The sequence below is a fragment of the Marinobacter sp. Hex_13 genome, from assembly GCF_001566815.1.
Lineage (GTDB): Bacteria > Pseudomonadota > Gammaproteobacteria > Pseudomonadales > Oleiphilaceae > Marinobacter > Marinobacter salarius.
Genome location: NZ_LSMM01000054.1, coordinates 1 through 19,725 on the forward strand (window position 1 = coordinate 1; position 19,725 = coordinate 19,725).

The 19,725-nt window shown below is 56.9% G+C and carries 18 protein-coding genes and 1 tRNA gene; 4 read left to right on the forward strand and 15 right to left on the reverse strand.

Translation table 11 applies throughout. The annotated features are described in order from the left end of the window. From AXW11_RS13870 to AXW11_RS13905, 8 genes are all read right to left on the reverse strand, one after another. A partial coding sequence (locus AXW11_RS13870; RefSeq protein ID WP_286792390.1) for a M1 family aminopeptidase occupies window positions 1–980 on the reverse strand: 980 nt, incomplete at its 3' end. Between the two features lie 30 nt (window positions 981–1,010). Further along, window positions 1,011–1,853, reverse strand: coding sequence for a DUF2797 domain-containing protein (locus AXW11_RS13875; protein WP_085681349.1), 843 nt, complete (start codon window positions 1,851–1,853; stop codon window positions 1,011–1,013). Beyond that, window positions 1,850–2,149, reverse strand: coding sequence for a YeaC family protein (locus AXW11_RS13880; protein WP_036204593.1), 300 nt, complete (start codon window positions 2,147–2,149; stop codon window positions 1,850–1,852). The genes AXW11_RS13875 and AXW11_RS13880 overlap by 4 nt, the downstream gene beginning before the upstream one ends. Before the next feature lie 137 nt (window positions 2,150–2,286). Beyond that, a complete protein-coding gene (locus tag AXW11_RS13885; protein ID WP_041334732.1) occupies window positions 2,287–3,162 on the reverse strand; it encodes a rhomboid family intramembrane serine protease in 876 nt (291 codons plus the stop codon). Window positions 3,163–3,165: 3 nt separating this feature from the next. Beyond that, window positions 3,166–4,179 carry a metallophosphoesterase gene (locus AXW11_RS13890; RefSeq protein WP_041334729.1) on the reverse strand — a complete coding sequence of 338 codons (1,014 nt, stop codon included), beginning with the start codon at window positions 4,177–4,179 and terminating at the stop codon, window positions 3,166–3,168. A 4-nt stretch (window positions 4,180–4,183) separates the two neighbouring features. Continuing rightward, the gene (locus AXW11_RS13895) at window positions 4,184–5,068 is read right to left on the reverse strand and encodes an NAD(+) kinase (RefSeq protein ID WP_007151855.1); all 885 of its coding nucleotides are present in this window, start codon (window positions 5,066–5,068) and stop codon (window positions 4,184–4,186) included. Window positions 5,069–5,200: 132 nt separating this feature from the next. After that, the gene (locus AXW11_RS13900; protein WP_041334726.1) at window positions 5,201–6,451 is read right to left on the reverse strand and encodes a DNA repair protein; all 1,251 of its coding nucleotides are present in this window, start codon (window positions 6,449–6,451) and stop codon (window positions 5,201–5,203) included. 215 nt (window positions 6,452–6,666) lie between these two features. Beyond that, entirely contained in the window at window positions 6,667–8,733 is a 2,067-nt protein-coding gene (locus tag AXW11_RS13905) for an NADPH-dependent 2,4-dienoyl-CoA reductase (RefSeq protein ID WP_091644146.1), read from the reverse strand. Between the two features lie 131 nt (window positions 8,734–8,864). Here AXW11_RS13905 and AXW11_RS13910 point away from each other — a divergent pair, with 131 nt between their 5' ends. Then, a complete protein-coding gene (locus AXW11_RS13910; RefSeq protein WP_075195588.1) occupies window positions 8,865–9,923 on the forward strand; it encodes an AraC family transcriptional regulator in 1,059 nt (352 codons plus the stop codon). 206 nt (window positions 9,924–10,129) lie between these two features. Here the strand turns inward: AXW11_RS13910 and AXW11_RS13915 are convergent. Together AXW11_RS13915 and AXW11_RS13920 are read right to left on the reverse strand one after the other, a co-directional pair. Further along, window positions 10,130–10,206 (reverse strand) — tRNA-Asp (locus tag AXW11_RS13915). A gap of 125 nt (window positions 10,207–10,331) precedes the next feature. Beyond that, window positions 10,332–11,363, reverse strand: a complete 1,032-nt coding sequence (locus AXW11_RS13920) for an AraC family transcriptional regulator (protein ID WP_036204580.1) — start codon at window positions 11,361–11,363, stop codon at window positions 10,332–10,334. A gap of 169 nt (window positions 11,364–11,532) precedes the next feature. On the opposite strand from AXW11_RS13920, the gene AXW11_RS13925 reads away from it, so the two are divergent. Then, window positions 11,533–12,408 carry a MaoC family dehydratase gene (locus tag AXW11_RS13925; protein WP_036204579.1) on the forward strand — a complete coding sequence of 292 codons (876 nt, stop codon included), beginning with the start codon at window positions 11,533–11,535 and terminating at the stop codon, window positions 12,406–12,408. Window positions 12,409–12,421: 13 nt separating this feature from the next. Here AXW11_RS13925 and AXW11_RS13930 read toward each other — a convergent pair whose 3' ends face one another. From AXW11_RS13930 to AXW11_RS13940, 3 genes are read right to left on the reverse strand one after another with little or no spacing between them, the layout of a single operon-like run. After that, on the reverse strand, window positions 12,422–14,011 hold the full coding sequence (locus AXW11_RS13930; protein WP_041334723.1) for an ATP-binding response regulator: 1,590 nt from the start codon (window positions 14,009–14,011) through the stop codon (window positions 12,422–12,424). A gap of 45 nt (window positions 14,012–14,056) precedes the next feature. Further along, complete coding sequence (gene fixJ, locus AXW11_RS13935; RefSeq protein ID WP_007151863.1) at window positions 14,057–14,683, reverse strand: response regulator FixJ; 627 nt, start codon at window positions 14,681–14,683, stop codon at window positions 14,057–14,059. A 59-nt stretch (window positions 14,684–14,742) separates the two neighbouring features. Beyond that, the gene (locus tag AXW11_RS13940; RefSeq protein ID WP_036205776.1) at window positions 14,743–17,151 is read right to left on the reverse strand and encodes a Lon protease family protein; all 2,409 of its coding nucleotides are present in this window, start codon (window positions 17,149–17,151) and stop codon (window positions 14,743–14,745) included. A gap of 167 nt (window positions 17,152–17,318) precedes the next feature. On the opposite strand from AXW11_RS13940, the gene AXW11_RS13945 reads away from it, so the two are divergent. Further along, window positions 17,319–17,603, forward strand: a complete 285-nt coding sequence (locus AXW11_RS13945; protein WP_036204572.1) for a hypothetical protein — start codon at window positions 17,319–17,321, stop codon at window positions 17,601–17,603. Window positions 17,604–17,780: 177 nt separating this feature from the next. Next, window positions 17,781–18,158, forward strand: coding sequence for a PilZ domain-containing protein (locus AXW11_RS13950; RefSeq protein WP_036204571.1), 378 nt, complete (start codon window positions 17,781–17,783; stop codon window positions 18,156–18,158). A 6-nt stretch (window positions 18,159–18,164) separates the two neighbouring features. Here the strand turns inward: AXW11_RS13950 and AXW11_RS13955 are convergent, their stop codons facing one another. Continuing rightward, window positions 18,165–18,635, reverse strand: coding sequence for a flavodoxin family protein (locus AXW11_RS13955; RefSeq protein ID WP_041334718.1), 471 nt, complete (start codon window positions 18,633–18,635; stop codon window positions 18,165–18,167). Window positions 18,636–18,672: 37 nt separating this feature from the next. Beyond that, window positions 18,673–19,725, reverse strand: a complete 1,053-nt coding sequence (gene recA, locus AXW11_RS13960) for a recombinase RecA (protein WP_036204567.1) — start codon at window positions 19,723–19,725, stop codon at window positions 18,673–18,675.

The window sequence follows — 19,725 nt, forward strand, 5'->3', positions numbered from 1 at the left end:
TCTTTCAGGCTAAGCTGGAACCAGTCGCGACAGGTCACGCGATTACCGGACCAGTTGTGGAAATACTCGTGGGCCACGATCGACTCGATGCGTTGGAACGCCATGTCCGTCGCGGTTTCCTGGCTGGCCAGTACGCACGAGGAGTTGAAAATGTTCAGCCCCTTGTTCTCCATGGCGCCCATGTTGAAGTCATCCACTGCGACGATCATGAAAATATCCAGATCGTACTCGCGGCCATACACCTCCTCGTCCCAGCGCATGGCGCGTTTCAGGGAGTCCATGGCGTGGTCGCACTTCTCGGCGTTGCGGGGCTCAACGTACATGCGCAGATCAATGTCACGACCTGACATTGTCTTAAAGGTGTCCCGCTTCTCCAGGAGGTCACCGGCCACCAGAGCAAACAGGTAGCAAGGCTTCGGGAATGGGTCTTCCCAGGTAACAAAATGCCTGCCGTCGGCCAGATCGCCCTTTTCAACATCGTTGCCGTTGGACAGCAGGATGGGATAGCGGGTTTTATCCGCCTCAACACGAGTGCGGAAACGGGCCATCACATCGGGCCGGTCAGGAAAGTACGTAATGCAGCGGAAGCCTTCGGCTTCACACTGGGTACAGAACATGCCCGACGATTTGTACAGGCCTTCCAGGCGCGTGTTGTTCTGGGGTTCGATCCAGGTCACGATCCCCAGATTAAACTGATCCGGCACTTCATGAAGGGTGAGTTTGTCGTCACGGTCCTCGTAGGCGCTGCCCTCCAGGAGGTTGCCATCCAGGCTCACCGATTCAAGTGTGGTCAGGCTGTCGCCGTCGAGTTCAAGGCTCTTGTCCGAGGAATCGCTGTCGGGATTCCGGCGCATGGCCAGGGTACAGTGAACCCTGGCCCCATCTTCAAACAGTTCAAAACGCAGATCCACATGGTCCACCAGAAAGGCGGGCACGCGGTAATCCTTGAGGAAAATGGTCTGTGGCTGACTGGTACGCATTCACTTTCTCCAGAATTCGTTGGGCCGGGCTCAGTGGTTTGGGAAGACCCGGAAGCGGACTTCATAACCGGTGTATTTACGGATATTGATAACACCGGTATCCAGGATCAGGTATTGGCCCTTGATCCCCTGGAGCACGCCGTCCGCCGAGGGCGACTTGTCCAGATTATGAGTTTTTACCGTCCGGGGCCATACCTCGACCGGATAGCTTAGAGCCAACCCGTCTTCATCGACAGCCCGGATACTGTTCTCACCGTGGGCTGCGCGCAATTCCGACAAATCGTCGGCGACCAGCTCCAGCATGCGGCGACGCTCTTCAACCAGGTCCAGATCCGGCACGTCGCCTTTAAGCATGGCCCGCCAGTTGGTTCGGTCCGCGACGTACTTCTTGCACGCGACTTCCACAAAACCTGCTAACTGTCGGGTAGTCACCCGGACCATCGGGATGGCATCGACGGCACCCTGGTCTATCCAGCGAGTTGGCACCTGAGAACCGCGGGTTATGCCCACCTTGAGACCGGACGAATTAGCCAGATACACCACATGCTCAATCATGCAGTGAGTCTCTCCCCACTCCGGCTCACGGCAGGTGCCCTCATGGTAATGGCATTTTTCCGGGCTCATGATGCAGCTGTCACAGGCGGCCAACTTGCGAAAACAGGGATAGCAGTAACCCTGGCTGAAACTCTTGTTGGTCTTACGATCACAGTTGATGCAGCGTATCACGCCATCGAAATCAAACTGCAACGGGTACCCGACCATCTCATTAAGGGGGATGAGGGTATCGCCCACCCGGATGGTATAGCTGACCGGATCACCGGCCTCTGCAGGCATCTTGCGCAGGCGACCGGTCACATCAACCAATGCGGTCAAGACTTCACCTCAAAGTACTGATCTGAGCCAGCGGTACCGTTTGACGATTTCCCTGCTGTGCGCGACACGCTGGGATCGCACGCAGTCCCCGCCTTTTCGCCGCGGTCAAGGTAACCAACCCGCTCTTCCATCGGTGTGTTGTGGTGGTCTTCGTAATAAATAACGGCCTCCATGCAGATCGACCGCTGCTCGTCACTCAGTTTACGACCATCCGGCCACTTGCCCAGCTCAAGGGCGCGCTTGAGGCTCTGATAAACAGCGGGGTCCAGCCGTTTGATCAGCTCTTCGTAGGTCATTTCGTTCTCCAATCATTTGCTAGCAAAAATGTGAGGAAACCCGTTGACAACAATAAACGATAATGATTATCATTAACTCACCAAATGACGAAGGTCGTATTCATTTGGTCTCTCTCATCAGGAGCTATACGCTCTTTTCATGCCCCGCGGTTTCGCGGGGCTTTTTTTGGTACCGGCAAAATGGCCGCCAGGGCAAGGCCAGCCACAAAGCCTCCCAAGTGGGCTTCATTTGCCATCTGCCCCAACCCCACCATTTCGGTAAATGGCGTAAAGCCAATCACCATCCAGGCCACGGCAAACGTCACCAGTGCAGGCGGGAACTGGAAACGGGGCACGCGCCGCTGGCTCAACCAGCAATAACCCAGAATGCCGTACACAACGCCAGACAGACCGCCAAACAGAGGCCCACTCACGATGTACTGCAATCCGTTGGACAGCAGGCTGGTCACTACGAACAGGGCAAGTAACCGCGCACGGCCATCGAACCACTCAACCTGACTGCCCAGGAACCACAACATGACGGAATTAAAGATGATATGGGTCCAGCTGAAATGCAGGAAATCCGGCGTGATCAGGCGCCAGACCTGCCCACCAGCCAAGGTAGAAGACAGCGCCTGGATTCGATCCGCCATGGTACCAACATCATAGAAACGCGGATCGACGAACATCAACAGGGTGGATAGCTGATTCTGTCCCATGGCCGTCACCCAAGCCATCAATACGGCCAGGGCAATCATGGCGAGCACCATGGGTGCGTGGCGTGGCGACGGCTGCCAACGCCCCCCGACAAACACCGGCGATTGCGCTGTCGTATTGACAGCGTCCTGCACCTCGGGTTCCTTCAGGAAGCGCTCAAGGGCCTGTAACACCGGCTCCGTATGCTCAGGGTTCTCCAGCCACAGCACCTGTGACCCACCCTCCTCGGTGATCCGGTGCCCCACCCCCTGCTCTTTCAGCCAACGACTGAAACCAGCCAGGTTTATGTCGGTCTCAATCTGTTTCACGCGATACACAGGTTACCTCGCCACGCTGTCTTCGCTGGTGGGATAGTCCGGCTGCTCCGGCCTCTCCACATCCACCCAAACGAACTTGTCACGGGACAGGGTACGTTCGCCATCCAGGCGATAGGCCACTAGCTTGCCGTATTTGACCGCACTGAAGTCGATGCAGGCCACATTGTGTTTCAGTGGTGCCGGCTCGCCTTCCATCCAGTAATGGCCCACGAACACCGGTGGCGCTGAAGCGGGATAGCTGATCAGCTGGCCTCGCTCAGCGTCCGTCAGCTCACGGCAGGCGACGTCCTCCGGCAAGGGGTCAGGCTGGAACACCACGTCGGCGTAGGTTTTCGGGTTATCAGCCCAGAACTTGGTGCGGAAAAACTCCCTGACGTAGCCGTCTTTACCGGTAATCTTCACGCCCGGCGGCAAGCGAAGATCCGTGCCGCGCAGCAAGGTATCCATGACCTGGCCGGCGAAGGACTCAATCGCCGCCGATGCATGGAGGAACTCGTCATCGATACAGGCACTCCCCTGATTTTCCTTGAATTTGGTGATCAGGTCGCTGTCCCAACACGCATGTACTGCCCGGAAATCCGGCTCATCGATAAACAGGGGAATGGTGTAGAACCACTCCAGAAACTCGTTCCATTCGTGGGGGTAATGCTCGAACTGTTCGAGGGTTTCTCGGATCAACCGGTCGTGCCGGGCATTGTGCTCCCGCAGGAACGTCTTGCCACTGCCGGGGCGGGCACGGGTGCAGTAGCCCAGGGCGTTGTACTCGTGATTTCCCATTACGATGCGGGCGGAACCGTGCTCGACCATGTCCCTGACCAGATGCAGTGCCTCACGGATACGAGGTCCGCGGTCAATGATGTCACCAATGAATATGGCCTGGCGCCGGGGGTGTTCATAGACACCGTTAACCTTGCGATAGCCCATCTGGTCCAGTAGCCGCACCAGGGTATGAGCGCATCCGTGAATATCGCCGATAATGTCGTAACCGCGGCTCGCGGATCTTTCCTGTCCTGGCATGTTGTTAGCTCGCTGCAATCTCACTGGCCCAGCCCAGCTTGTCCCGGCATGTGGCGTAAAAATTATGATCCGCGGGGTGAATCAGGCGAATCTTGAAGGGTTTCTTGGTGATTCGGATGATGTCGCCGGGGGCACAGGCAATGTTCATCTGCCCGTCGAAACTGATCTGCGGATAGGTTTCGTTGGTTTCACCGATCACCAGCTTGATCTCGCTCTTGCCGTCCACCACGATCGGGCGACTGCTCAACGTGTGCGGGAACATGGGCACCAGCACGACGGCATCGAGTTTCGGATGCATGATCGGCCCGCCCGCCGATAACGAATAGGCGGTCGACCCGGTCGGCGTAGCCACGATAAGCCCATCCGAGCGTTGGCTGTATACGAAATGTCCGTCGATGTAGAGGTCGAACCCGATCATCCGGGTCGATTTGCCGGGATGCAGCACCACGTCATTCAGGGCGGTTCCAAAGCCCAGGGGCTGGCCATTGCGCTCCACGTGCCCATCCAGCAGGAAACGTGTCTCTTCGATGTATTTCCCCTGCAGGACCTTGCCCAGCCGTTCCTCCAGGTCAGACGGAGAAATATCGGTCAGGAAACCAAGACGACCACGGTTCACACCCAGCAGCGGAATCTTGGATTTGGCCAGTTCCCGGGCAGCGCCCAGCAGACTGCCATCACCACCTACCACAATAACCAGGTCACAAATTTCACCCAGCAGCTTCTTGCTGGCCACCTGAAGACCATGACCAGGCAGCATACTGGCGGTGTCTTCCTCAATGATCACGTGATAGTTATTGCTCACCAGATACTGTTTGAGCTGACGCAGCGATTCGACCACCTTTACGCTGCCCATGCGGCCAATCACGCCAATGTTTCTGAATTGATCCATGTAGCTTCCTGTGGGTGTCTGGGTTGGGCCGGGGCGGAGCTGATTCATCACCCGGGGGCGTATCAGCACCCATAGTAACGAAATACGGCCCGATTCTGAAAAAAGATCCCGCAGGAAATCGCTAGAGGCAGGTTAGTTGGAGTCCTTCGGCCGGTGCTGTTCGCAGCGATCATCCACCTCTGCCCGAAACTCAGCCGGCTGACTGATGCGCATGACGGGCTCACCACAGGGTTTACCGTTGGTAAGCTTATGATGGCAGACCGGGTGTTCATAGTGATCAAGCCATTGCCGATAGGCCGGCTCATTGAGCCCGCAACGCTCAGCAGCGTAGGCCACAGGGTTGCGGAAATAGCTCTCGATATCATCGTAAGGCAGGGTAATATGACCTACCCCGGCGTGGTAGGCCACCAGGAAGACCGAATGGTTTTGCAGATGATCCATGACTGAATTTTCGGTTGGCGGCTGGTGTCGCAAGTCATAGTTTTCCTGCTCCAGCACCACGATCTTTTCGTCCCTCAATTCCAGTTCGCGCTGACGGCGCTCCAGTTGCTCTCGCAGCAACACCACCTCGGCATCCGCCGTAGCACCCTCGCGCTCATTACGGGCCTCACCACTGGCGATCTGCTCCTGCATCATCAGGTACTGCTCATTGCGCTCAGCAAGGCGTTTTTTCAGCTGTTCATTGCTGAGTTTCTGGCGCTCATACTTCTGCTGGAGTTCGGCGGTTTCATTACGCAGGGCCTGCATCTCATGGCGGTTTTCACGCTGCAGATCAGACAGCGCATCGCGATGAACACTTTGCAGGGTTTTGATGCGAAGCCGCTGTTCCCGGATAACACGGGCAAGCCGCACCCGGTCTGCGGAAACCTCAGGTTCTTCCTGGGAACGGGACTCGGCACCCAACACAGGAATATCCTCTTCCGGCGTGGGCTCCACCTTGCGGAACCTCAGTGTGTTCGCATCCACGGCGCGCCGAATGGCCTGGAAGTGGTTGCTTCCCGGGGTCATATCAGGATCCCAGAAATCCTCGGCACTGGCAGACTTCGGGCATTGACTGCGACACACCAATCGAATCGGACCAGCACCCATATCCGGGCCCTTGGCACCTTTGCGGGCCAGTTTTTCTACGGGCAAGTTCCAATGGCTGTCAGCCCTGCCTTCCTCATCAAAATAGATTCGGAAAAAAACCAGCGAACGCACCAGAAGGTCGCTGCCAAGCAATACGTAAACGGCCTTTACATCGGTATCTGCCAGGTCGGACAGGCCAACGTAGCCATCAAGAAAGGCCCCGAACTCAGACGCACGCATCTGGCGCGACACGTCGCTGCCGTCCATGAAAAACACCGCCGAATAACCATCGCTTGCCTGGTCGGCAGACCCCATTGCTAACTCCCCACTCTCCAAAAACCCGACCGCTACACGACAAACACACCAAAAGTGTTCCGTTTTTTTCGTCAGACACCAGAAACCGGCCCTGCACAGTGCGCGGGGCCGGCTTCAAACTGACAGACTTCCGGATAATAGTCTAGCGGGTCAAACCTCTGAAGGTAGAGTAAAACTGCAACGTTTTGTGATCAGGGCCCGCACGCCCGTGGCACTCAGAGCTCCGCTGCCAGGCGGCTGCCCTGATTGATCGCGCGCTTGGCATCCAGTTCCGCGGCCACGTCGGCGCCACCGATCAAGTGCACCTTCATTCCAGCGGCTTCAAGCCCACTCTGTAACTCACGCAAAGGCTCCTGGCCGGCACACACAACAATGGTATCCACCGGCAATACCCTATCCTCTCCCTGCTCGGCACCTTTCGGGGTCACCGTTATGTGCAGCCCGTCATCATCAATCTTGCGGTAGCTCACGCCCGGAACCATCTGCACCTGGCGATTCTTCAGTGAAGTGCGGTGAATCCAGCCTGTGGTCTTGCCCAGGTTTTTACCGACTTTCGATGCCTTGCGCTGCAACAGGTACACCTCGCGGGCCGGCTCCGGCACCTCCGGCTCCATGCCCTGAATACCGCCACGATGACCAACGCTCAGGTCCACTCCCCATTCACGCATGAAGTGCTCGGGATCCAGCGCCGCCGAGGTGCCCTTGTGGACGATGAATTCCGAGACGTCGAAACCGATGCCACCGGCACCAATCACCGCCACTTTCTGCCCTACGGGCTTGCGACCCAACAGCGCATCCAGGTAACCAATGACACTGGGGTGATCCACTCCCTCAATCTCCGGTGTGCGCGGGCTGACGCCGCTGGCCAGCACCACATGGTCGTATCCACCAGCCTTGAGGGCATCGACATCCACACGGGTATTCAGGCGTACGTCCACCCCGTGCTTGTCCAACATGACCCGGAAATAACGCAGGGTTTCGTAGAACTCCTCCTTGCCCGGTATCCGCTTGGCCACGTTGAACTGACCACCCACTTCGCTACCGGCGTCAAACAGCGTTACTTTATGACCACGCTCCGCCGCTACCGTCGCAAACGCCAGGCCTGCGGGGCCGGCCCCAACCACCGCGATCGTTTTGGGCTCGGCGGTTTTGACGTAGGTCAGCTCAGTTTCGTGGCAGGCACGGGGGTTGACCAGACAAGAGGTCAGCTTGCCGCTGAAGGTATGATCCAGGCAGGCCTGGTTGCAACCGATGCAGGTGTTGATTTCGTCCGCGCGGTCTTCGGCAGACTTCAGAACAAGGTCCGCATCCGCCAGGAACGGACGGGCCATGGATACCATATCAGCATCGCCTTCCGCGAGGATCTTCTCGGCAACATCCGGCATGTTGATGCGGTTGGTGGTCACCAGGGGGATGCTGACCTCGTCTTTCAGGCGCGCCGTTACCTTGGTAAACGCGCCCCGAGGCACAGAGGTAGCAATGGTCGGTACACGGGCTTCATGCCAGCCGATGCCGGTGTTGATAATGGTGGCGCCGGCTTTCTCGATTTCTTTCGCCAATTGCACCACTTCATCCCAGGTACTGCCATCTTCGATAAGATCCAGCATCGACAAACGGTAAATAAGGATGAAATCGCTGCCCACGCGCTCGCGAACCCGGCGAACAATCTCGATCGGCAGTCGAATGCGGTTCTCGTAGCTGCCACCCCACTGGTCAGTACGATGGTTTGTATGGGCCACGATGAACTGGTTGATGAAGTAACCTTCCGAACCCATGATCTCCACGCCGTCGTACCCGGCTTCCCGCGCGAGCGCCGCGCAGTTGACGTAATCCTCAATCTGCTTTTCGATACCCGCTTCGTCCAGCTCTCTAGGCTTCATCGGGTTGATGGGTGCCTGAATCGCGGACGGGGCCACCAGCTCCGGATGATAAGCGTAGCGACCGGCATGGAGAATCTGCATACAGATCTTGCCGTCGGCCTCATGCACCGCGCGGGTGATCACCTGATGCTTGTCCGCTTCTTCCTGGGTGTTCATCTTGGCCGCGTGCTGGAACACCGCACCTTCCACATTCGGGGAAATACCACCAGTCACAATCAAACCCGCACCGCCACGGGCACGTTCGGCGTAGAAAGCGGCAAGCCGATCAAAACCATTCTTCGCCTCTTCCAGGCCAGTATGCATGGACCCCATCAGTGTACGATTGCGAAGACGCGTGAACCCGAGATCCAACGGCTCCAGCAAATTGGGGTAACGTTTAACGCCCGGTGTCGATTCGGTCATGATCTCTCTCCTGTTATTGGATCGGCAATGCCGTGATATGGGCTCTAAATTAGCCATCCGGCCCTTCCCAAACAATATCCCGAAACAACAGTTTGATATCCTGTAACGACTTGTCGGACAATACCTGCATCATGAAAACGAGCACCAGACACAAAAACCCCCTCGGCGATATCAGCGTGCTGTACGTCGCCGTCATGGCCCGCGCACTTCGGGCCGAAGGCCGGGACCCCACAGACCTGCTGAGCCGGTTTGGGCTGGACGAACAAGCACTGGGAGCGCCTGCGGCCCGGATCAGCATCCCCCGGTTCATGAGAATGGGTCAGGCGGCTATCGCCCTCACCGGCAACCCCGCGCTCGGCCTGACGATGGGCCAGCTGTCTCGCCCCGTGGACGCGGGTATCGCAGGGCTTGCCGCCCAATCTGCCGCCACAGCTGGCGAAGCCATCAGCACGCTGATTCATTATTCCCTACTCAACAGCCGCAACAGCAGGGGTGTTCCCTGGACAGCCGGCAAGGGCCGTGAAGCGCATTTTTACTCCATCAAACCCTACAACGCGTTTAATTACTTCGTGGTGGATTCGGTCCTTGCAGCCTGGGCCCAATTCCTGAGGCTCATTACCGGCCACGACCGGGTCGTTGAACGGGTCTGCATTGAGTACCCTTCCCAGGGTTACGACGATGTGTTTGAACAGTGGTTCGGGTGCCCGGTGAAGTTCGGTGCCGAAGGCAACAGCCTCAGACTGGCCCCGGGAATAGCGGAAGCCGCTTCGCTACAGGCGCAGGCCGCCATGTTCGAGTCACTGTCAGGGCAGTGCGCACTGGAACTGTCACGTATCCGCGCCGGGTGGAGCACGGCTGACCGGGTGAAAGACCAGCTCCCACCCCTGCTACAGGGCGGCACTCCGACCCTGATGACCGTCGCCCATAAGCTCGGCGTCGCGCCCTGGACACTTCAAAGGCAATTGGCAGAGGAGAACACCGGATTTCGGGAACTGGTGGACGACACCCGCAAGGAGCTGGCTGTCGAGTACATACGGGAAACACGGGTATCGCTGTCAGAAATTGCGTGGCTATTGGGCTTTGCCAATCCGGCAGCATTTCATAAGGCGTGGCGTCGCTGGTTCAACACCAGCCCGGGGGAACATCGAAAACAGTACCTAGCGGAGCAGGCTGCCAAAGGCATTCTCTAAAAACCTGAAAGCACCACTACAACTCAGTGGCATCGTCCAGAGTATCGTCATCATCATAGTCTTCAAACTGACAATCCATCAGCTCTTCTTCGTAATCGGACATTATTCGTCTCCCCAGTTTCAAACAGGAGAACGATAGCATGGACAATATTACAGAGAGATGAATCGGGAATGACAACAAAAAGAGGTAATCAAAGAAGGGAAAATGGCGGAGCGGACGGGACTCGAACCCGCGACCCCCGGCGTGACAGGCCGGTATTCTAACCAGCTGAACTACCGCTCCGCGTGAGCCGCCACCTCGGGCGCAATCAAGGGTGTGACTGCTCGGTGACAACGAGGGCGCATTATAAAGAGGCCGCCCTGCATGTCAACGTTTTTCATGAAAAAAGTTCGGTTTTCGGAAGGCTCTTACATGGCATCAACCATGGCATCCTTTCCCTGTGCGGTCTTCCGGTATTCGATAGGCGTCATGCTCGACCAACGCTTGAACGCCCGGTAGAAAGTACTGGGTTCCGAGAAGCCGGTGAGATAAACGATTTCGTCAATGGATTCGTCGGTGGTTGCCAGCAGCTGCCGCGCCAGGCGATAACGGAAATCCGCCAGCACCTGGTTGAAGCTGGTTTCTGCTTCAGTCAGGCGGGTACGCAGGGTTCGGGGTTTAATGCCAAGACGTTCGGCCACTGCATCCAGAGTAACCTCGCCGCTGTCCAGCAGTTCCGCAACAATCCGCTCGACCTGTCCGACGATGTCTTTCTTCTCAAGACGGGCCACCTGCTCACTGGCAAACCGCTCATGGAGGTCCAGCAACTCCGGTTCCGCATGGGGTGAAGCATGGGACAGCAGGGTGGCAGGGAAATACAGCCGGTTTTCCTTGGCGCCAAATATGACATCGCAGCCAAGCACGTCGATCACATGCTCCTGGCCATGCTCACGCTGATGCTCAAACTCGATGCGCGACGGATAGAAGCTGTCATCGGTGATCGATCTGAAAAAGGTAATCAGGCCCTGCACGAAACATTCGTTGAAGTGCCGCAGACGGCTGACTTCGCTGGAAGCGGCATCCAGAACCATGCAAGCCTCGTCACCCTCGATGAAGAAGTCGGTATTGGCAGCATCGCTCAACAGGCGCTGATAGTTCTGAGCCCGCCGCAGGCCCTCGCCAAACGTCGGGCTACTCAGAAACAGATATTCCAGTACCTGCCCCTTGTAGGCCGGTAACAACTGACCCAGGTGGAGGCCGGCGTCGGAGTCACCCGACACATCCTCAACCACCTGCCAGAAATACAACTGGGCACTGTGAGGTGTTCTTAGCTGCTCGGTGTAGACATAGTCTTCATCCACTCCCAGCCGGGCAAAAATGGCATCTGTATCAATCCCTTTGCGTTTCATGGCCTGATAAATCAGGCGCAACATCACACCCGCATCGCGAAGTTCCTGCATAAAATCCCGCTTTATAGTTGTTTATTAATCGGCTTGGCCGGCCGGACAACCTTGCTGGCAAGCCAGGTCAATGCTCATACTGGCCGGGTTTGCCAGACTCTGAGACCTTAGTCTTATATTAGAGCATATCAGGCCACAGACGCACAGGTGTACCAGGAGAGATAGCAATATGACAGATACTTCAATCTACCACCGTCACCCGCCCGGCCTATGGTCGCTTTACAGCAAGGCCCTACTCCCGAAAACCAAGCCATCCGGCGACGAACTCAGAATCCCCGGCCTGTCCACCCGATTAATCGGTGTCAGTACGGCCAACGATAACCTGAAACGCTACCGGAAGGTATGTGGCTTCGATACACAGGCTAACGTGCCCATCACCTGGCCCCACATCCTGGCGTTTCCGTTGCATCTGAAACTGCTGACCGAGAAAGACTTCCCACTGCCCCTGCTTGGGCTCGTTCACCTTCGCAACAACATCACGCAGCACCGAGCCATCGGCACCGGGGAAACACTGGACATCACCGCACGGCTGGACGGTCAGAACAATACGTCGAGGGGCCTGGAGTTCGATCTGGTCACCGAAGCCTGGTCCGCAGGGCGGCTGGTGTGGGAAGAGACGAGCACCAACCTGTTCCGGCAGCCGGATAAAAGCAAAAAGGCCTCGGGCGATAAACCTCCCGAACTGCCCCACTACCCTGAGACCACCGACATCAGTGCCGCGGAATCCATTGGCCGGCAATACGCGGGGGTATCCGGTGACAGAAACCCGATACACCTTCACGCGCTGACCGCAAAGGCCTTCGGTTTCCCCCGGGCGATTGCCCACGGCATGTGGAGCAAGGCCCGAGTGCTGGCATTACTGGAACAGCAAAGCGGCTGGCGCCCGGACGCGATATCCGTCTCCTGCCAGTTCAAGAAGCCGCTGTTCCTTCCCGGAACCGCACAACTCAACTGGCAGGCGGGGCAAGACGGCTGGGACTATCAGCTACTGAACGCGTCCGGAAACGCACCTCACCTGAGCGGCCAGATACATTGGGAAAGTTAAGTGGGGAGAGAGGTTACTCTGTCGGCTCTCCGGAGCCGTCAGTGGACGCACAGGGCGAACCCACAGCACCGGCGACCGGCAGGGTAAAGAAGAAACACGCACCACCGTGCTCGGGCCGCTCAAACCCGATATCACCGCCCTGCGCCTGGATCAGGGATCGACACATGGGCAAGCCAATCCCCATGCCTTCTTCCTTGGTGGTATAAAACGGCAGGAACAGCTTTTCTTCCGCATCGTCCTGCAGGCCAACACCATGATCGGTGACCGCCACACGGACACAGCCCGTGCCTGACATCGCCACGGTTACCTCCACAGGCTTTTCCGATTGGGCGCTACGAGTGGACTCCAAGGCATTACGAATCAGGTTCAACGCAACCTGCTGTACCTGAATCGGGTCCGCAAGGACATCCGGCACGTCATTGGCCACCGAAATCTCGACGCCGCCCTCGTTGTTGCGGATATCCACTTCTGCGAACTGGCGGGTATCTTCCAACAGCGCCGCAATCGACAACACATCCTTTCCGGCAGCCGGCTTCTTCATAAACCGCCGGATGCGTCGGATCACCTCACTGGCGCGGTGTGACTGGGCTTCGATCTTCTCCAGCGTTTCCTCAAGCAACTCGTGGTCCGGCGCTTCCTTGGCTAACACGCGCTTGGCAACGCGGGCATAGTTGGTGATAGCCGTCAGTGGCTGGTTAACCTCATGTGCCACACCGGCCGCCATCTCCCCCATGGTAGTCAGGCGGGAGAAGTGGGCCAACTGCTCACGCTGCTCCTGAACCATGTGCCGGGCGTCGTCCAGTGCCCGCTCACTTTCAAGCTCAGCAGTGATGTCACGGAAGACAACCACCGCGCCATGCAGTTCATCACCATCCAGTTTCGGTGTCGCACGATACTCCACCGGAAACGGTGAACCATCTGCGCGTAACATCTCGATATCGCGCTGGTTCTCCGCAACACCCTTGGTACAGGTGGCATAAACAGGAAGTGACTCACATCCGTGGCCGGCGGTGCGGAAATGGAGATCGAAAAAACCCTCACCAATCAACTCTTCAACAGGCCTGCGCATGATCAGCGCCGCCGCCGGATTGGCGAACACGATGGTACCCCTGGCGTCGAGACCGTAAATACCTTCGCTGATGGAATTGAGTATGCGGGCCTGATCGTTTTCAAGCTGGCGATTACGGGCCTGAAGCGCCCGCTCAAGGCGGATTACCCTGGCATGGGTTTTCACCCGGGCAATCACCTCCTGAGCCTGGAACGGCTTGGAGATATAGTCGGCGCCTCCCAGGGAGAATCCCCGGACTTTCGCCTGCAGATCATCCAGAGCGGAGAGAAACACCACGGCGCTGTCTGACGTAACCGGGTCTGCCTTGAGGCGTTCACACACCTGATAGCCGTCAAGTTCCGGCATCATGATGTCGAGAAGGATCACTTCCGGCTGATGGCGATGAGCAAGGTCCAGCGCCTTTTCACCATCGTTGGCAATGAGCAGGCGATAACCCTTGTCTTTCAGGGTCTCATAGAGAACCTTGAGGTTCTGCGGGTTGTCGTCAACGAGCAGAACCGTTACGTCTGTTGTCTCAAGGACAGCATCTGTCATAGAAGTACGGCCGGTTACGATGATGAATGCATGATGCCGGCCAAATCAGCGCGCGTCGATAAGGTCCTTTACGGACAGAACCATACGGACCAGGTGTGCCAGTGAATGAGTACCCATCTTATGCATCACCCGTGAGCGATGAATTTCCACGGTACGCTGGCTGATCTCCAGTTCGATGGCAATGACCTTGTTCGCCTGCCCGGCAATCATCCGATCCATGATTTCATGTTCCCGGGGCGTCAGGCTTTTTACGCGGCGCAGGATTTCCTGCTTCTCACCGAGAGTTTTGCGCTGCTCCTTGTCCTGTTCCAGGGCGGCTTCGATTTTCTGGAGCAGGGCCTCTTCACGATAGGGTTTCTGAATGAAATCGACCGCGCCCTCTTTCATGGCATCCACGGCCATGGGGACATCACCGTGCCCGGTGACAAAGATAATGGGCAGGATGGAGTGCTTTTCATTCAGTTTCTTCTGGAGTTCCATACCATCCATGCCCGGCATGCGGATATCCAGTACGATACAGCCGGCCATTTTTTCGGAGTAATCCTTGAGGAATGCGTTGGCATTGTCATAAGTCTTGACCGGCTTGCCATCGGATTTCAGCAGCAGTTCAAGAGAATCACGAACCGCCTCATCGTCCTCAACTACGTAGACCGTTTGCTGGGTATCAGTCATGTGCCTTGTCTCTCCTTTCAATGACCGCCGATCACACTTGTGAAACCGGCTGATGGCTCTCAGTGAATCGACGGATCTTTGTGGTCGTCCCGGGCATGCTCCTGACGCTCATGCTCGCGCATTTTTTCCAGACGTTGCTGGATAATGCCAAAAACGCTCTGCTTAGGGTACCTGCCTTTGTCATCAGCCTTGCCTGCCGGTTTACCGAGCAACAGCGTAATCGCTTCCTCGGCACGGCTGACCGCATGCACGGCAAACTGTCCATTGCGAACAGCCTGGACAACCTCCTGCTCAAGCATCAGGTTCTGGACGTTGGTGGAGGGTACGATCACCCCCTGGGTGCCAGTGAGTTCCCCGGTCAGCCTGCAAGTGCTGAAAAAGCCTTCAACCTTCTCGTTCACGCCACCAATGGGCTGAACCTCTCCGAACTGGTTCACCGACCCGGTAATCGCCAGGTCCTGCCTGACAGGCAGGCCGGATAACGCAGACACCAGGGCGCACAGTTCCGCCAGCGAAGCACTGTCACCGTCCACTTCGCCGTAGTTCTGTTCGAAGGTCAGGCTGGCCGACAGATGCATGGGATCCGTAACGGCAAAATGGGCAGACAGCCAGGAACTGAGGATCATCACCCCTTTCGAGTGAATATTACCTCCCAACTTGACGTCCCGTTCGATATCCATCACACCGCCATCTCCATAATAGCAGGTAGCGGTGATACGGTTGGACAAACCAAACTCGAATCCGCCGGTAGAGAGCACTGACAACGCGTTCACCTGCCCAACACAGGTGCCCGTTGTGGACACCAGCGTGGTGCCATCGCGGATGGAGTCGTAAAACTGATCACGGATACGGCTGCTGCGATATTGGGCGCTCTCCAATGCCTGATCCACATGGGAGTTCTGGATCAGCTTTGCCCCCGCCTGTCTCGCCCAGTAATCAGATTCCCTCAGCAGATTGGCGATATCCGCTGCGTGCAGCGACAGCCGATCCTGATGTTCTGCCATGCGCGAACTGTGCTCAATCACACGTGCCACGGCTTTGTTGCTGCAATGCAGCAGCTTCTTTTCGTTCACCAGGCTGGCGATGAACTTGGCGTACAGGAGCTGGCTCTCGTCCGTACGCATCATCTCGTTTTCAAAGTCTGCGGTGACCCGAAACAACTCAGCGAACTCGGGGTCGTATTCCTGCAACAGCATCCAGGTTTCCCGATCGCCGAACAGTACGATCTTTACGTCCAGCGGAATGGCTTCGGGTTCCAATGAAATCGTGCCCGACAGGGTCAGCTCCCGTTCCAGCGAGTTGATCTGGATGGACTTGGATCGCAAGGCACGCTTCAACCCGTCCCAGACAAATGGCTGCTCAAGCACCTTGATCGCGTCCATCAGCAGATACCCCCCGTTGGCACGGTGAATACTGCCAGGGCGTATGAGCGAGAAGTCGGTAAACACCGAACCCTTGAAGGTAACGCTTTCCACGTAGCCAAACAGGTTGTGGTAGGTGGGATTGTCCTCGACCACAACCGGCACTTCGTCGGTTTTCTGGTGCACCAGCACATTGACCAGATAGCGCCGGGGCATTTTTTTATCCAGCGACGCATAGGCGATGGCCGCCTGCTCTTCATTGTCTTCCAGAAAAATTTCCAGGCTCTCGGAAAGGTCCTTACGCACTTCCTCGAAATACGAAACCACCTCCGGCATATCCCTGTATTTCTCAATCAATTCGTCGATCTGGTGGCCGGAGATGCTTTCCAGTGTTTCCTCGTTGAGCGCCTGCTGGCTTTCGGCGTATTCCTGCTCCCAATCCGCCAGTTTGCGTAGGGCCTGACGCAGCTTCTTCTCGAGCTTGTTGATATCATTCTCGAACTTGTCCCGCTGAGCTTCTGTCAACGCCTGGAAGGATTCAGCGGTATGGGGTTCCTCGCCATTCATCGCCACCAACCGATAGCCGCCGGGTGTCGTAATATTCAGGCTGACCTTCTTTCGCCTGGCCTGGGCCGCCACCTTCTCCAGTTCATCTTCCTGCTTCTTGGCATACCCGTTTTTCAGCTGCTCTGCACGCTCAAGGAAACTGTCGCTGTCGAACGTCTGGGGGATCATCTTCATCAGACGCCCCATCAACTTTTCCATATCCTGTTTGAGCTCGGTGCCCTTACCGGCGGGCAACTGAAGAACACGGGGAATTCGCGGTTCCTCGAAGTTGGCGACATAACACCAGTCGTGGCTCTGATTCTCAGTGTCCACGTGATGCTCCAGATAACGGAGCATCATCGTGCGCTTGCCTAAGCCGTTACGGCCCACGGCATAGACGTTGTAACCGCCATGGGGCATGGCAAGCGCAAAACGCACCGCTGCCTGGGCCCGATTCTGGCCAACAATTTCCGCCAGGGGCTCGAGCTGTCGCGTGGTCTTGAACGGTAGATCTTTTAAAACACAGGCTTTGTAGAGCTGGTTCAGGGACAGTGACTTCAAGGTTCGGTCCTGTAACGGTATGAAAGCATTTTGGTGTTGGCCGCTCATTGTAGAATCTGGGGCCGGCCCTGTCGCGCTCTCGCTAAAGATTTAGCCCAACTTGTCGATAAATTGATCAATCGGGCATAATAACAGAGGCCTCAACCTCAGGGCGGGACACTCATTCAATGGATATTTATCGAAATCAGTCACAACCGTTGACGGTGCTGGAGTCACTGCGGAAACGCAAACCCTTTACCGCACCGCAGCCGCAACAGGCGTCACCGTCGCCGGAAAAACCGCAGGGCGACCGACGTGTACAGCCCGACCGACGCCGGGCACAGGTCGCTTTTGAGGGGCCAGACCGCCGCAAGAAGCGGTCCAGGCGCAGCCCGCGATTACTGAACCCGAAAACCGGCAAGGCCGCTCCCACCGAAGACCGCAGGGGGCGACTGGTCAGCACCCAGGCCTGAACACCATGTCATTAGGGGCATGATTTTGCTGTTGGCACACTGCAGCCCCATTTTGATAACCCGGTCACAGTTCTTCGCTTGGTCATTTTTCAGTCACCATCGTGGGCACTAGACTTCAACGTCCCGGTGGAAGAACGGGCCAATAATAATCACAAGATACGCAACGGATGCCAACGTATGATGAGTGATTCCGCAGACCGCAGAATCAAGGACCGCTACCCTGCCATGTGCCTGAAGGTACAGCTGCAGGAGCGTGGCTTCTTTGGTCGAGGGAAGAATTCAACCGCTGTCACCTGCCTGGACCTGAATCGCTATGGCATGGCGGTGCTTTGCCCAAGGCCAGTAGAGTCTGGCGCCCGTCTCTATATGGACTTTCATGGCAAGTACATCTGCGAATCCCGTGTCGCCGCCCGGGTGATCAGTTGCCAGCCCTATCAGACCGGTTACCGGGTAAGCATCCAGTTCAGCTACTGTTTCGACAAAAAGGGGTATTCACGAACCGTGGACAATGCCCTTTCCCGCATTGAAGGCCTGTACAATCGCTACGCCAGCTAAAGCTTCCTAGAACAGTCCGGCATCCAGGCTGGCGGCCATGTAGAGCCCCAGTTCCCGGCACTGATCCTCGAATTCGTCCCGATAGTCGCCATGACAGAGCAATGGCTCCTGCACCAGCCGCCAACGCAGGCCCGTGGTGATGGAATCGATAGCGCGATGGGTGCCGGTACCGTCGAGACCGGCGCGGATGTAGAAGGTGAAGGGCAAACCCTGGGTTTTCTCAAGGCAGGGGTAGTAACTGCGGTCAAAAAAATCCTTTAACGCACCACTCATGTAACCAAGGTTTTCAGTGGTACCGAGGATGATGGCATCGCAGGCCAGAACATCTTCCGGGCCTGCTTCCAGCGGAGGGAGCACCGTGACCTCGACATTTTCGATGTCTTCGTGTTTTGCGCCCTGCTCTACGGCTTGCCTTAGTTTAAGGGTATTCGGGGAGGGTGCATGGGCGACAACCAGTAGTTTTTTCTTCGCATCCATACTATCTCCCCGATAACGCAGGAACTAATAACAGAGCTTAGAGAAGCTCACCGTTCGCGTCTGCTGTTGCCTCTTCCTTTGCCGCTTCTTCTTTCTTGGCCGGCTTGGGCATCAGCTTGTCACGCACCGCCGCTTCGATCTCATTGGCGATCTCAAGGTTCTCTTCCAAAAACTTGCAGGCATTGGCCTTGCCCTGGCCGATCTTGTCGCCCTTGTAGGCGTACCAGGCGCCGGACTTGTCCACGAAGCCTTCCTTCACACCCATATCGAGCACTTCGGCCATGTGGTAGATGCCCTTGCCGTACATGATCTGGAACTCGGCCTGCTTGAACGGTGGAGATACCTTGTTCTTGACCACTTTCACTCGGGTTTCGTTGCCCACCACTTCATCGCCATCTTTAACAGCACCGATGCGGCGAATGTCCAGGCGAACGGATGAGTAGAATTTCAGGGCGTTGCCGCCGGTGGTGGTTTCGGGGCTGCCGAACATCACACCAATTTTCATACGGATCTGGTTGATGAAGATCAGCAGGCAGTTGGCATGCTTGACGTTGCCCGTCAGCTTACGCAGCGCCTGGGACATCAGGCGGGCCTGGAGACCAACATGGCTGTCCCCCATCTCACCTTCAATTTCGGCCTTGGGCGTCAGCGCTGCCACGGAGTCCACGATGATGACGTCAACAGCGTTGGAGCGTACCAGCATGTCAGAGATTTCCAGCGCCTGCTCACCGGTGTCCGGCTGGGATACCAGGAGTTCATCCACGTTCACGCCCAGCTTTTCGGCATAGACCGGGTCCAGGGCATGCTCCGCATCCACAAACGCACAGGTTTTTCCGGCCTTCTGGGCCTCGGCAATCACCTGCAGGGTCAGCGTGGTTTTACCAGAGCTTTCCGGGCCGTAGATCTCACAGATACGACCATAAGGCAGACCGCCTATTCCCAGCGCCACATCCAGGCCCAGGGAACCGGTGGATACCGCAGGGATCGCTTCCCTGGGCTGGTCGCCCATCTTCATGACAGCGCCCTTGCCGAACTGGCGTTCGATCTGGCTCAGTGCTGCACCCAGTGCTTTCTTGCGGTTGTCTTCCAT

What these genes read in the sequence shown, in the direction of transcription:
- AXW11_RS13880 (WP_036204593.1), bottom strand. Translation starts at nt 2,149, where the DNA reads ATGACCTACGAAGAGCTGATCAAACGGCTGGACCCCGCTGTTTATCAG.
- AXW11_RS13890 (WP_041334729.1), bottom strand. Translation starts at nt 4,179, where the DNA reads ATGCCAGGACAGGAAAGATCCGCGAGCCGCGGTTACGACATTATCGGC.
- AXW11_RS13895 (WP_007151855.1), bottom strand. Translation starts at nt 5,068, where the DNA reads ATGGATCAATTCAGAAACATTGGCGTGATTGGCCGCATGGGCAGCGTA.
- AXW11_RS13900 (WP_041334726.1), bottom strand. Translation starts at nt 6,451, where the DNA reads ATGGGGTCTGCCGACCAGGCAAGCGATGGTTATTCGGCGGTGTTTTTC.
- AXW11_RS13905 (WP_091644146.1), bottom strand. Translation starts at nt 8,733, where the DNA reads ATGACCGAATCGACACCGGGCGTTAAACGTTACCCCAATTTGCTGGAG.
- AXW11_RS13910 (WP_075195588.1), top strand. Translation starts at nt 8,865, where the DNA reads ATGAAAACGAGCACCAGACACAAAAACCCCCTCGGCGATATCAGCGTG.
- AXW11_RS13920 (WP_036204580.1), bottom strand. Translation starts at nt 11,363, where the DNA reads ATGCAGGAACTTCGCGATGCGGGTGTGATGTTGCGCCTGATTTATCAG.
- AXW11_RS13925 (WP_036204579.1), top strand. Translation starts at nt 11,533, where the DNA reads ATGACAGATACTTCAATCTACCACCGTCACCCGCCCGGCCTATGGTCG.
- AXW11_RS13930 (WP_041334723.1), bottom strand. Translation starts at nt 14,011, where the DNA reads ATGACAGATGCTGTCCTTGAGACAACAGACGTAACGGTTCTGCTCGTT.
- fixJ (WP_007151863.1), bottom strand. Translation starts at nt 14,683, where the DNA reads ATGACTGATACCCAGCAAACGGTCTACGTAGTTGAGGACGATGAGGCG.
- AXW11_RS13945 (WP_036204572.1), top strand. Translation starts at nt 17,319, where the DNA reads ATGGATATTTATCGAAATCAGTCACAACCGTTGACGGTGCTGGAGTCA.
- AXW11_RS13950 (WP_036204571.1), top strand. Translation starts at nt 17,781, where the DNA reads ATGATGAGTGATTCCGCAGACCGCAGAATCAAGGACCGCTACCCTGCC.
- AXW11_RS13955 (WP_041334718.1), bottom strand. Translation starts at nt 18,635, where the DNA reads ATGGATGCGAAGAAAAAACTACTGGTTGTCGCCCATGCACCCTCCCCG.
- recA (WP_036204567.1), bottom strand. Translation starts at nt 19,725, where the DNA reads ATGGAAGACAACCGCAAGAAAGCACTGGGTGCAGCACTGAGCCAGATC.